The sequence below is a fragment of the Akkermansia sp. AE01SA01 genome, from assembly GCF_036417395.1.
GTDB lineage: Bacteria > Verrucomicrobiota > Verrucomicrobiia > Verrucomicrobiales > Akkermansiaceae > Akkermansia.
On sequence record NZ_CP143890.1, the window covers coordinates 2,308,781 to 2,321,505 of the forward strand.

The following is a 12,725-nucleotide window of genomic DNA, read 5'->3' on the forward strand; positions in this document are numbered from 1 at the left end:
ATGCTGCCGCCCTCAATAAAATTCACATGAATCGCTTTCTATTCATATCGGCGGCGTTCCTGCTGCAGGGTTCATGCATATCCGTCAATACGGCATCCAGGACGCTGGACGCCGGAACCATCTACCGAACCTGGCAACTGGATGAACATTCGGACGCATACCTCGGCAATGGCTATGTTTTCATCAAAACCGCACAATGCGACCAACGCAAGAATACTCCCATTATCGGAGCACCCATGAGCCAGGTGGGAGACGGTTCGCAAATGAAGAACGTTCCGGGGACGGAAAAAAACGTCTTTCTTCAATATCCCTGGAAAGAAGATAAAAACCATCTTCTTTCCCTCTCCGCCATCCAAATCCTGCACTCCGGGGAAACTGCCGTCGCAGACCAATTCAATCCTGACGAGGCATGCAGCATCAAGCTTCGTCCGTCAAACCATTCAATGAAAAGAATAGACGCTCTCGGCGAAACGAAACAGGAAATCATTCAAGCTCCATCCACGGCACGGACGGTTCTGGCCGGTTTTCAAAGCTGTTTGATCGACGCGCCCGGCACCGTAATTGCCAATATTCTCCTTATTCCAGCCGGCATCGTTGTTACCCCCTGCCTGGGATTGTATAACCTGTGTTCCGGAAAATGATGGACAAGAGGGGCGTTCCTGGAAAGAAACGGGCTGACGTTTCCATTCCTGTCTTTACTTCCGGCGGGTGCGGTCATAGCCTTTTCCCATGAGCGCATGTTCCCTTTCCATGGATATTCCCGGCGTGTTGACAGCCGCCAATGATTGGATTGAAATCAAGGTACACACGGCGGGAAGAAGACTTGCCGGAGTGACGTTTACGGACAAGCTCAATGGTTGCGCCTACCGCTTCGGGGACGATATTTTCAGCATCCATCTGGATTACGGGATCAAGGAAGACGGAGTCACGGACGACGTTCCGAGCCCCCGCCCGCGCAAGATTTCCGCGGCCAGCCTGATGGCGGAAACGCCCGCCGGAGAGGAAATCCCGGGCAATCCCCAGGGCCGCAGGCTGGCGGACCGCCGTTCCGGCGTCAAGATAACAGTCCCCTTTGCCTGGGAGACGGAAGGCCTGGCCGTCACCTGGACTGCGGAACTGAGGGAAGGATCCCCCTACGTCCGTATTCTGCTGGACATTTGCCCGATGCAGTGGGCCTGCCCCATCCGCATGGTGCGCGTGCTGGAACTGTCCGCTCCGGATATCCAGCAAAGGGGCAGCGTGAAGGGTGTTCCGGCCACGGCGTTCGGCGGCAGGCTGTTTGCCGGCGTGGAAAGTCCCCTTTCCTTCAACGGGGAGGAGGAAGGAAAACTGGTGGCTCAAATTTCCCGCAAGACGGATATTCCCTCCCGCACGCATTTAAATGTTTCCGCCGTGCTGGGGGTAGCCGCTCCCGGCCAGCTACGCCGAACCTTCCAGCTGCAATACCTGAACGAAGAGCGTGCTCGGCCCTACGGAGCCTTTCTGAATTACAATACGTGGTACGACACCCTGTTCGACCGCTATGACGAAGCTTTTGCCATGGAAGCCGTGAGCTTGTACGGCGAAGAGCTGGTCCGCAAGCGCGGAGCCGTGCTGGATTCCATCCTTTTTGACGACGGGTGGGACAATCCGGAAACGCTCTGGGAGTTCAACGAAGGGTTCAAACACGAGTTCCGCAACGTCCATAAGCTTGCCGCTTCCTACGGTGCCGGTCCCGGGGTATGGTTTTCTCCCTGGGGAGGCTACGGCAAGCCCAAGCAGAACCGGCTGAATGCCGCCGGAGACTGTTTTGAAACAAACGAACGCGGCTTTGCCTTGAGCGGTCCAAGGTACTACGACTATTTCAAGGAGATGTGCCTGCACATGATCCGGGACAACGGCATCAACCATTTCAAGCTGGACGGCACTTCCGGGGAGGAAACGCAGCTTCCCGGAAGCCGGTTTGCCAGCGATTTCGAGGCCGTTATCCATCTGCTGGGGGAACTGCGCGACGAACGGCCGGACCTGTTCATCAATCTGACCACGGGCACGTGGGCTTCCCCCTTCTGGTTCGGCATCGCGGATTCCGTGTGGCGCGGGGGCTGGGACCATGAGTTTATTGGCGAAGGAACCATGAGGCAGAAGTGGATGACGTTCCGGGATTCCCGCATTTTCAACAACAACGTGGCCGTTTCCCCGCTATTCCCCATCAATTCCCTGATGAACCATGGCATCATTTACACGCGGAAGGCCCGCGGCCTGGATACGGTGGAAGGAACGGACCTGGAGGATGAAATCTGGTCAGCCTTCGGGTCCGGCACGCAAATGCAGGAGATTTACATGACACCGCAGCTGCTTGAGCCGTCCCAATGGGATACCCTGGCCAGGGCGGCCATCTGGGCCAGGGAGAATAATGAAACGCTGGTGGACGTACACTGGGTGGGCGGCAGTCCCATGGAATTGCAGGTGTACGGCTGGTCCGCATGGTCTCCGGCCAAGGGGCTTCTCACCATCCGTAACCCTTCCTCGGAACGGCGCACCTGGAGTTTTGATCCCGGCTCCGTCTTTGAACTGCCGCCGGAAGCTCCGCGCAGTTATTCCGCCATTTCTCCCAATGGAAAGCGGCTCCCGTTCTCCGAACTCCGCGCCGGAGAAATCGTCCGGATGGAGCTGGAACCGTTCGAGGTGATCGTGGTGGAAGCCCTCCCGAAACCGCGTGCGTGAAGCGGCAGAAAAAGCAGACGGGAACCGTCCGTCAGGAAGGCTCCGTTCCCCGCGCTTCCGGATTATATGTCCACCCCTCTTCCCCGTGGTATACCATCATGCGGGTCATGCCGCCGTCAATAACCAGGTTTTCTGCATTGACGAATCCGGAAAGGCACAGGAAAAACACCCCTTTCACAACATCCGCGGGGACGCCCGCGCGCCCTGCGGGATGCTGCAAGGCATCCTCCCGCGTCAAAGAGCCGAACTTTCCCGTATCAATCCAGCCGGGGCTGATGCTGTTCACGCGCACGCCGCGCGGCGCCAGGCTCATGGCGAGAGCATGCGTCAGCGCGAGGATACCGCCTTTCGCGACGCTGTAGCTCTCCGTATCCTTCTGAGACATGAACGCGCGGCTGGAAGCTATATTAACGATGGAAGCCCCACGGGAAAAATGCTCCAAAAACAGGCTGGACAACAGATAGGGAGCGGAAACGCCCACGCACAGAACCTTGTTGAACTCCTCGTAGGAACAGCCGGAAAGAATGCCCCGGCGGCTGATGCACGCATTGTTTACCAGCACATCCACGCGGCCGAAATGCTCAAGCACCTTTTCCGCAAAAAAGCGAAGGTCCTCCTCCACACCAGCATCACCCGTCACGCAGATATGGCCCTCTCCCGCCAGAACATCCAAAAGTCCGGCCGTCTGCTCATGGTCGACGTCCATCACAGCCAGCAGAGCTCCCGCCGCGGCAAAAGCCTCTGCAATGGCCCGGCCAATGCCGGAAGCGCCTCCCGTCACCACGACAACCTTGCCGGAAAAATCAGAATCCATCATGATCTGATTGTCACTCTTCACCGGGAGAAGTCAACAAGTTCCCCGTCCACCGCCCTAACGTGCGTACATCACATACCTGTAAAAGCCCAGCGCATGGGAAAGAAGCGGAGAACGGGTAACGACGTCCGTTTCCAAAATAAGACGAGCCATGGCTCCGGAAACGGTCATTTCCGCCTCTTCCGCCCGGTGGCTCACGCGTTCCAGGTCATTTGCCTTCACCATCTCCATTTTTCCGGACTCCTGGAACCGGCTTATATGGCTGCGCAGTCTTTTCAGGCGGGAAACAACCTCCACTACCTCAATGGCCCTTTTGTCCGCCGTCTCCGGGTCCTTCACATCCTGCAGCAGAAGGCGGATACGTTCCAGAGACAGGCAGAATTCCTCCATGGTCATCATCGGATCATTCCAGACTTCAGGAGAATCAATCATCAGGGGATGGTCCACCCATATACCCGCAACCGTCTTGTACAGCAGGGGGGAATCGTACATTCTGGCAGTCGCCAGTTTTAATAGGGCGCGGAAGCAGCGCTTGCACTCCTGGTCAGCCTTTACCCTCAGCTTTGCCAGCCCTTTATGGTAATAATTCTCAAATCCGGGAAGCCATGCCTGATAAGTATGCTCCATACGCAAAACATTGACGGCCTGCTCCTGCACCATGCGGCACTGAAGAGCCAGGGACACGGCATACGCATCAGCGGCAACCTTGCAGTCTATCCCTTCCAGCATATCCACCATGGAGGAATACTGAACCAGATAGGCTTCCAGGGAAGGAAGCATCCTGCTGTTCAGGTACTGGGCCATTCTCTTGTTGGTCAGCTTCAGTCCATACTTTTCCAAATCACCCTTGATCACGGCAGAGCCGTAATACTTGACATCATGAATCCTCAGGAGCTGCTCCATCACTTGGGAGTGCGCCTTCGCCACGCGTTCCCGTAGAATGGCGTGAAAAACGGGATGCTTCTCCCTGGACAACTTCTGAATATCCGGATTCAGGGTAAGAAGCTGTCGGCAATTCACCTCATACTGCTTCTGCCGTTCCGCCAGCCGTCCCAGCTCTTCCATCACGCCTTCCCCTCTGTCGCGGTCCTGGACGGAGACAATCAAATCAGCCATCTGCTCCACATCCCTCAGCCGCAGAGAAAGCAATTCCTCATAAGATTCCACCGGGGAAAGCTCCCCGGAGCCGTTCTCCTGAGCCTGAGCATTCCCTTCCTCCCTGTCCCCACAGGAACATGGCGCCAGGAAGCATACGCCTCCCAACAAGGAAAATTTCAAGAATAAAAAGAGATGGTATCTGTGCTTCATGAGGGAGGGACGTTGACGAGGGCAAGCCTCAGCAGCATCGGGCTGCATGGTTACCGTAAAAAAGACAGCACAAAGTTCAAGGTCTTTTCATTCCATCCGCAAAAAACTTGCCGTGGCATATCTTGCCGTCAAAGAAAGTCTACTGCAGTTCCACACCGTATTTACTATAGAAAAAATGAACGTTTCCCTCTTACGGACAGTCGCACCTTATTACCTATTCAACACCATACCTGCCGTGATTCTTGACATTCTGCAATACGGGCATCCCGCCCTCCGGGAGAAATGCAGTCCCATTGTCCATATCAATTCCGACATCCTCAGCTTTCTGCAAGACATGCAGGAAACACTGGCGCAGGGAGGCATCGGACTGGCGGCGCCGCAGGTGGGCCGTCCCATCCAGATGGTCACCATCAACATCCCCCTCACGGACACCTCCACCACGTGGCTGGAAGTGGACGGCAGCCCTGCCACGCTGGCACAACTTATGCCGCTGAACTTCATCAACCCGGTCCTCCATCCCTTCGGCAAAAAAGTCCCGTACCGGGAAGGGTGCCTGAGCATCTCCAAGGTATATGCGGACGTCACGCGGCGTTCCTGCGTAAAAGCCACGCTCATTCTGATGGACGGAAGGGCCGTTACCATCAAATGCAACGGCCTTCTGGCACGCTGTCTGCAGCATGAAGTGGATCACCTTCACGGCAGCCTGTTCACGGACATCGTTTCTCCGCAGGACCATGAAAAAGTCATCCGGCGTCTTAGACTGACATATCCGGATGCCTTTGAGGAAGACGACGACAGCTACGCACGTCGCATGAAGGAGGAACGCCGGAGACTGGCCCAGGCCGCCCAGGTTCCGGCCATACCCCGGAAAACCGCGTGACCCACCTCTGTAAAAAAGCCCCGGCTTCCCTTTCAATGAAAGCCGGGGCAAATGCGACTGGCGGCAGCCAGGCTCAGTTGACCCAGTCCAGCACCACTTTACCGGACTTGCCGGAATTCATGGCCTCAAAGCCTTCCCGGAACTCCGTATAGGGCAGGCGGTGCGTGATGATCGGTGCGATGTCCAGGCCGCTGCGGATCATGGAATCCATCTTGTGCCATGTTTCAAAAATTTCACGTCCATAAATGCCTTTCATCTTCAGCCCCTTCCAGATGAACTTGTTCCATTCGATGCTGGAGCCGTCCGGCTGAATCCCCAACAGGGAAATACTCGCACCGTTGCGGGAATTGTCGATGATGTCTTTCAGGCAGGAGGGAGCGCCGCTCATTTCCAGGCACACGTCAAACCCTTCCGTCATCTCCAGTTCCTTCATCACGTCGGAAAGTTTTTCACGGGTCACATTCACTGTGCGGTCCGCTCCCAGAGTTCTGGCCAGACCCAGGCGGAAATCGTTGATGTCCGTAATCACCACGGTTTTGGCCCCGGCCTTTTTGCACACGGCGGCGGCCATGCAGCCGATGACGCCGGCGCCCGTAATCAGGACGTCTTCGCCCACCAGGTCCCAGGAAAGGGCCGTATGGACGGCATTGCCCAGCGGGTCGAAAATGGAGGCGATTTCCATCGGAATGTTCTTGTGAATGCGCACCACGTTGTCCTGGGGAATGGAAAGATATTCCGCAAAGCATCCGGGCCTGTTCACGCCCACGCCCTGCGTATTCGGGCACAAGTGCTTCTGGCCGGAGCGGCAGCTGCGGCAGTGGCCGCAGACGATGTGCCCTTCTCCGGAAACGATCTCCCCGGGCTTGTACTCGGTCACGGATGAACCTACGGACTCAATAACGCCGCAGAATTCGTGCCCCACATGCATGCCCACGGGAATGGTCTGCTGGGCCCACTTGTCCCAGTTCCAGATATGAAGGTCCGTGCCGCAAATAGCCGTTTTGTGAATCTTAATCAGAACATCGTTCGGGCCGCCTTCCGGCATGGGAACATCCATCAATTCCAAACCGGGACCTGCCTGCGTTTTTACAAGAGCTTTCATGCGCCCCATTCATGCTCTTTTTCCTCCCCGGCGGCAAGCTCAAAATCACTTGCGCGCCCCTGTAAAACGCAGTTCCGGACCATGCCGAGAAAACGGGGAAAAACTGTTAGGGCGCCTTTACGGAAAAGCTTTCCTGTTCAAGCGACAATTCCTACACACACGCACTTTGCCCTTTCCAATAATGATGAATCATGCTACCAAGCTATACGGTTCATCTGCTGAACATCTTACTCCATACTTACAGAACCATGGCGAAGTCATTTTTACCCACCATTTTCGAACATCCGTATGAAATCGATCCCAAATACGGAAAAAGCGTAGCGTATTTCTGCATGGAATACGCTATCGACAACTCCTTTAAAATTTACTCCGGTGGTCTGGGCTACCTGGCCGGCTCCCACATGCGCAGCGCGCATGACCTCCGCCAGAACCTTGTCGGCGTCGGCATTCTGTGGAGTTACGGCTACTACAACCAGATTCGTGCGGAAGACGGCTCCATGGCTACGCAGTACATGCGTAAAAACTACCCGTTCCTGGAAGATCACAACATCAAATTCCTCATCCACGTCTGCGGCGCGCCGGTATGGGTAAAGGCCTATTTCCTGAATCCGGAAACATTCGGCACCGCTCCCATGTTCTTCCTTTCCACGGACCTGGAGGAAAATGACGAGGAAAGCCGCAACATTTCCCGGCGCCTGTATGATGCCAACGGCTTCACCCGTATCGCCCAGTACGTTCTGCTCGGCAAGGGGGGCGCGCGTCTCTTTGACGAGCTGGGCATCGAGCCGGAAATCTACCACCTGAATGAAGCCCACGGCCTTGCCGCCGCCTTCCACGTGCTGGCCAAGACGGGCAGCGTGGAAGAAGTGCGCAAGCGCTTCGTCTTCACTACCCATACTCCGGAAGAAGCAGGCAATGAAAAGATGGACGTGAACACGATGAACACGTTCTCCTTCTTCGACGGCCTCTCCATGGAACAGGTCCGCGCCGCGGTGGGCCTGACGGACAACACCTTCAACTACACGCTGGCCGCCCTGCGCCTTTCCCACATCGCCAACGGCGTTTCCAAGCTCCACGGGGAAGTCTCCCGCCAAATGTGGAAGGACTATGAGGGCATCTGCCCCATCACCCACATCACCAATGCCCAGAACCAGAAATACTGGCAGGACCCGGAACTGGCGGAAGCCTTCCACGCCCGGAATAAGGAAGCCTTCATTCGCCGCAAGCGCGCCTTGAAAAAAGCCCTCTTTCGCATGGTGGGGGAACAAACCGGCCGCGTCTTTGATCCCAACTGCCTCACCATCGTCTGGGCGCGCCGCTTTGCGGCCTACAAGCGGCCGGACCTGGTCACCGGAAACCCCACCATGTTTGAGCGCATGCTTCAGCGTACCAACTATCCGGTGCAATTCATCTGGGCAGGCAAACCCTACCCGATGGACCACGGCGCCATTGAAATCTTCAACCGCTTGAACGACATGACCGCCAAATACCCCCGTTCCGCCGTACTTACCGGCTATGAACTGGGCCTGAGCCGCTACCTCAAGAATGGCTCGGACGTCTGGCTGAACAATCCCGTGGTCACCCGGGAAGCGTCCGGCACCTCCGGCATGTCCGCGGCTATGAACGGCTCCATCTCCGTCTCCACCAACGACGGCTGGATCTGCGAATTTGCCAGGGACGGGGAAAACTGCTTCGTCATTCCGGAAGCGGCCCCCCACCTCTCCCCGGAAGCCCGCGACCGCTCCGACCGCGACAACTTCTACAACATTCTGGACGACAAGATTCTCCCGCTCTACTACGATCACAACGACAAGTGGATGGAAATCGTCTTCAACGCGATGACGGACATCTACCCCGAGTTTGATTCCGACCGGATGGCCGACGAGTACTATACCAAAATGTACAACAGTTAGGAACAATTCCTTTCTATTGCCGAACAATGTTGACCGGCTGCTCCGCTTTCAGCGGGGCAGCCTTTTTTAAGCAGAAGGAAAAAAATCAAACTCTCTTTTCCGGTTTCCACCGGCACACCCCTCCCCGGGAATAATGGAAAACCAGAAGAAAGCCCTCATTGCCTTTCACCAAAATATCTCATCCAGACAGAGGAAGAAAATGCTTCTTCCATGAAAGAAGGCAACCGGCAATAAAACCACAGGAAATAATGCCGATCCACGGCGGCATGAAGCCTCCGGATTCCGTACAGGACAGAGGCTCCTGTCCTTCCGAGGAAGGAAAAACTCTCCGCTGTAGCATGGAAATTCCCTCCGGGCATGGGAAACACGCCGCAGACACCCCTGCACTCTCCCCGTGGCCAAAAAACCTCTCTCACGCAAAAGAAGGCTGAGAACTGCCCTAACCCTCCGTTTCCGGCTTATCATGCTCCCCAGAATCCGGAGTCTTGACTCCGGCCCTGCGGTGGCGCGGGAAAATATTCTCCTCCTGCCAGACACGGGAAAAGGCGGAAGTAATCAGGCCCGTTGAAATGGCAATGATGGACACGGCGATGAACATGATCACTCCGGTAAAAATACGTCCCATCGCCGTGATGGGCACCAGGTCCCCGTATCCCACCGTACTCAGGGTTTCCACGGCAAACCAGAGGGCGTCGAAAAACGATCTGAACTTTTCCGGCTGGGCCTCGTGCTCCGCAATGTAAATCCCCAGGGAGGTCACATACAGCATGAACAGGATGACGGAAAAAAACAGGAAAAACTCGTCCCGGATCAGGTAAAAGGCCCTCTTGAAACTGGCGGCGGTTTTATTAAAGCGCGCCAGCTTGAAAATGGCCAGTACCCGGACAAGCCGGAGGGAATACAGCACCTGCCAGTCCGCCCCGAAAAACATGCTCAGGAACGGCAGGCAGACAATGAAATCCAGAATCCCCATGCCGCTGAACACATACATCCTGCGCGGCTTGGCGCACAATACCCGCAGAATGTATTCAAAGACGAAGAAATAGCTGATCCAGTTATTCACCTTGCCGGCGATCCTCCCTACCATGGGATGAACGTCCGGAATGGCATTCAACGTGTACAGGACGAACCAGACCAGGATCAGCACCCGGACGACATTCTCCCAGGGGCCGAAATTGGCTGCGCCTTCCTTCGTGCGGGTAATCAGGGGCATGGGGCATTCAGGGATGGAGGGCGGCTTTCCACTCATCGGCCTTGAAGCCGACGCAGATGCGCCCGTTGACAATTAAAATGGGCCGCTTAACCAGCATGCCGTTGGTCGCCAGCAGGGCCGCCTGCTCCTCCAGGCTCATGCCGGGAAGCTTGTCCTTCAGCCCCAGATTCTTGTACATCAGGCCGCTGGTATTGAAAAACTTCCTGGACGGCAGCCCGCTGTCCCTGATCCATGCAAGAAGTTCCTCCTTCGTGGGATTCTGTTCCACGATGTGGCGATCTTCATAGGAAACACCTTGTTCATCAAGCCATTTCTTGGCTTTCTGGCAGGTCGTGCACTTGGGATATTCGATAAACAGGCAAGACATATCCTCACGCTAGCCCCGCATAAACTCCGGGTCAAGCGGCCAGCACAGCCATCATGCCGTCATGACTTGATTGGAATGATTCCACACATGGGCAAGGCCCCACGGAAAAAGCGCCATTCAGCTCAGGCATTCAGCTTAAAGCACCATGACGCTGCCAAGCTGCGCTATGGACACCGGATTGGCCTGCCGTTCCTCCAGCGCATTCGCCAGCGCGAGAGACGCCTGTTCCTCCCCGTGTACTAGAATGATATTGCTCTTGGGACCGCCGGTCCTGTCAAAATACTCCAGCAATTCGCCGTGGTCCGCATGGCCGGAGAAGGAATCCATCTCCCGGATTCTGGCGCGCACGCGGTATTGCTTGCCCAGGATCGGGACCTCCTTCCATCCATCGATGATCTTACGGCCCAGAGTATGTTCCGCGCAATACCCCACAAAAAGGACAGTATTCTTCGGATTGCCGATGTTGTTTGCCAAATGGTGCAGGATGCGGCCTGCCTCGCACATGCCGGAAGCGGAAATGATGATGGCCTGTCCGTCCATCCTGTTCAACGCCTGGGACTCTCCCACGGAACGGATCATCCGCAACTGCTCAAAGGAGAACGGATCCTGTTCCCGGAACAGGAAATCGTACACTTCCTTGTTGAAGCACTCCGGATGAATGCTGAAAATTCCCGTGGCGCTCACGGCCATGGGGCTGTCCACATATACGGGCAGCAGAGGAAGATGACCTTCATGGTAGGCCCTGTTCAGCAGGTAAAGGAGCTGCTGGGTGCGCTCCACCGCAAAGGAGGGAATGTAAATGCGGCCTCCCAGCTCCAGGGCCTCCCTGATCGCCTGGCAGAACGTCTCGTCATCCCGGGAAGGAGCTTCATGAAAACGGCCGCCGTAGGTGCTTTCCATCAGCAGAATATCCACATCCGGCACAGGCACGGGATCGCGCAGAAGCTCGTTGTCGCCCCTCCCCACGTCCCCGGAAAACAGGAAACGCTTCCTCTTGCCGTCGTCCCGGTCTTCAATATCCAGGCATACCTGGGCGGCTCCCAGAATGTGGCCCGCATCGTAAAACGTCAGCGTTACTCCCGGAGCTACCGGAATGGGACGTTCATAGCCGATGTTCACAAACAGGCGCATGCAGCGTTCGGCATCCTGCTCGGAATACGTGGGGTACACCTCCGGTTGGTCAATGCCGCGGCGCCTGTTCATCTTGTTGATGAACGCGCAATCGTGTTCCTGGATGCGGGCGGCGTCCGCCAGCATGATCTGGCAAAGGTCGCGCGTGGCGTACGTGCTGTACACATTTCCCTGAAACCCCTTCTTCACCAGATTGGGAAGGTTTCCGGAATGGTCGATGTGCGCATGGGAAAGAATCACCACGTCCACATCTGCCGGAGAAAAATACGGAAAATCCTTGTTGATGTGCCACGCTTCCTCTCGCCTGCCCTGATACATGCCGCAATCCAGAAGAATCCTGCTCCCGTTCACCTCCAGCAAATGCTGGGACCCCGTCGTCGTACCTGCCGCGCCGCAAAAATGAATTTTCATTAATACATGTGTACAACAAGCCCCCGTCCAAAGCAAGAAATCAATGCCGTCCGGAATGATGAATTTCCTGTAACGATGCCCGCTATTTAAACTCTTTGCACAGGTTTTCATCCGGTAAAACTCCTCATCAACACGGCATATATTCCCGAAAAGGTTTTCATAACACATGAGGACAACTTCCGGAGTAAGGAAAAACAAAAAGCTGTTCCCTCAATATTGAGGGAACAGCGCATCACAAATACCGTTTGCTCTTAAAAAATCAAAGAGGCAATATCCTCATTCCTTGACGAGGCATTCCTATGACAGGCGCCCCATAATTCCCCTTCTCATACAGAAAAACAAAATCATCTGTTGTTTTAACCTCAAGACCATTTTCCCAGTCTATACATTCATGGGAATCCGAGCATGTTGCATATGTCCACCCCTCATATTGAAACCTTATGTTAACATGGCCATCCAGAAAAATATCACCCATATCAAGAAAAAATCCCACCCCTGGTATCATACTCAAATACCAGGGCGTTTCTCTTTCAATAGTTATTTTAATTCCATCAATTTCATATCTTTCAATTGAACGATAGTAGAACACAAATGATAGCAGAAGCTGCAATGCATAAACAAAAATAATTGCCTTTGCGGCATTGGCTGTTTTCCTTGATTTTTTCCCTGGCAAAAACTCTTTTTCCATGTATCTGCTACTTTATATTTGTTCCTATTCCATGTACCCTTGTCAAAATATTGTGATTCAAATACTTTGGATTTTTTTCAGAGCCAGCTGCCGCTCTGTCAGATTTCATTTCCGGTTCACACTCCTGTTGTCTTATGCCAGAACGAATCAATGAGTCTCCAAAATCAATCACCAGGCAACCCTTGCACATAATTA

At 55.0% G+C, this 12,725-nt stretch carries 11 protein-coding genes; 4 read left to right on the forward strand and 7 right to left on the reverse strand.

Annotated features, from left to right (window positions below):
• The first annotated feature begins 26 nt into the window (after positions 1 to 26).
• Both V3C19_RS09265 and V3C19_RS09270 read left to right on the forward strand, forming a co-directional pair.
• Positions 27 to 641: a hypothetical protein gene (locus V3C19_RS09265; RefSeq protein WP_130084773.1), complete on the forward strand. Its 615-nt coding sequence runs from the start codon at positions 27 to 29 to the stop codon at positions 639 to 641.
• A gap of 88 nt (positions 642 to 729) precedes the next feature.
• Positions 730 to 2,703 carry a hypothetical protein gene (locus tag V3C19_RS09270; RefSeq protein WP_295931264.1) on the forward strand — a complete coding sequence of 658 codons (1,974 nt, stop codon included), beginning with the start codon at positions 730 to 732 and terminating at the stop codon, positions 2,701 to 2,703.
• A 31-nt stretch (positions 2,704 to 2,734) separates the two neighbouring features.
• On the opposite strand, the gene V3C19_RS09275 is transcribed toward V3C19_RS09270, so the two are convergent.
• Both V3C19_RS09275 and V3C19_RS09280 read right to left on the reverse strand, forming a co-directional pair.
• Complete coding sequence (locus V3C19_RS09275; protein ID WP_295931267.1) at positions 2,735 to 3,520, reverse strand: SDR family oxidoreductase; 786 nt, start codon at positions 3,518 to 3,520, stop codon at positions 2,735 to 2,737.
• Positions 3,521 to 3,574: 54 nt separating this feature from the next.
• Positions 3,575 to 4,795 carry a hypothetical protein gene (locus V3C19_RS09280; protein WP_295931268.1) on the reverse strand — a complete coding sequence of 407 codons (1,221 nt, stop codon included), beginning with the start codon at positions 4,793 to 4,795 and terminating at the stop codon, positions 3,575 to 3,577.
• Between the two features lie 265 nt (positions 4,796 to 5,060).
• Between V3C19_RS09280 and def the strand changes: the two genes are divergently transcribed.
• Positions 5,061 to 5,705, forward strand: a complete 645-nt coding sequence (def, locus tag V3C19_RS09285) for a peptide deformylase (protein WP_295931270.1) — start codon at positions 5,061 to 5,063, stop codon at positions 5,703 to 5,705.
• A gap of 73 nt (positions 5,706 to 5,778) precedes the next feature.
• On the opposite strand, the gene tdh is transcribed toward def, so the two are convergent.
• Positions 5,779 to 6,816 carry an L-threonine 3-dehydrogenase gene (gene tdh / locus V3C19_RS09290; RefSeq protein ID WP_130084776.1) on the reverse strand — a complete coding sequence of 346 codons (1,038 nt, stop codon included), beginning with the start codon at positions 6,814 to 6,816 and terminating at the stop codon, positions 5,779 to 5,781.
• 239 nt (positions 6,817 to 7,055) lie between these two features.
• Here tdh and glgP point away from each other — a divergent pair, with 239 nt between their 5' ends.
• A complete protein-coding gene (gene glgP / locus V3C19_RS09295) occupies positions 7,056 to 8,720 on the forward strand; it encodes an alpha-glucan family phosphorylase (protein WP_302389480.1) in 1,665 nt (554 codons plus the stop codon).
• A 439-nt stretch (positions 8,721 to 9,159) separates the two neighbouring features.
• Here the strand turns inward: glgP and V3C19_RS09300 are convergent, their stop codons facing one another.
• The 4 genes from V3C19_RS09300 to V3C19_RS09315 all read right to left on the reverse strand — a co-directional run bounded on the left by V3C19_RS09300 (position 9,160) and on the right by V3C19_RS09315 (position 12,530).
• Complete coding sequence (locus tag V3C19_RS09300; protein ID WP_161981427.1) at positions 9,160 to 9,933, reverse strand: ion transporter; 774 nt, start codon at positions 9,931 to 9,933, stop codon at positions 9,160 to 9,162.
• Between the two features lie 7 nt (positions 9,934 to 9,940).
• Positions 9,941 to 10,300 (reverse strand): arsenate reductase family protein, encoded by a 360-nt coding sequence (locus V3C19_RS09305; protein ID WP_067569088.1) that lies wholly within the window; start codon positions 10,298 to 10,300, stop codon positions 9,941 to 9,943.
• Between the two features lie 135 nt (positions 10,301 to 10,435).
• Positions 10,436 to 11,842, reverse strand: coding sequence for an MBL fold metallo-hydrolase (locus tag V3C19_RS09310; protein ID WP_295931275.1), 1,407 nt, complete (start codon positions 11,840 to 11,842; stop codon positions 10,436 to 10,438).
• A gap of 259 nt (positions 11,843 to 12,101) precedes the next feature.
• Positions 12,102 to 12,530 carry a hypothetical protein gene (locus V3C19_RS09315; RefSeq protein WP_295931279.1) on the reverse strand — a complete coding sequence of 143 codons (429 nt, stop codon included), beginning with the start codon at positions 12,528 to 12,530 and terminating at the stop codon, positions 12,102 to 12,104.
• Positions 12,531 to 12,725 lie beyond the last annotated feature (195 nt).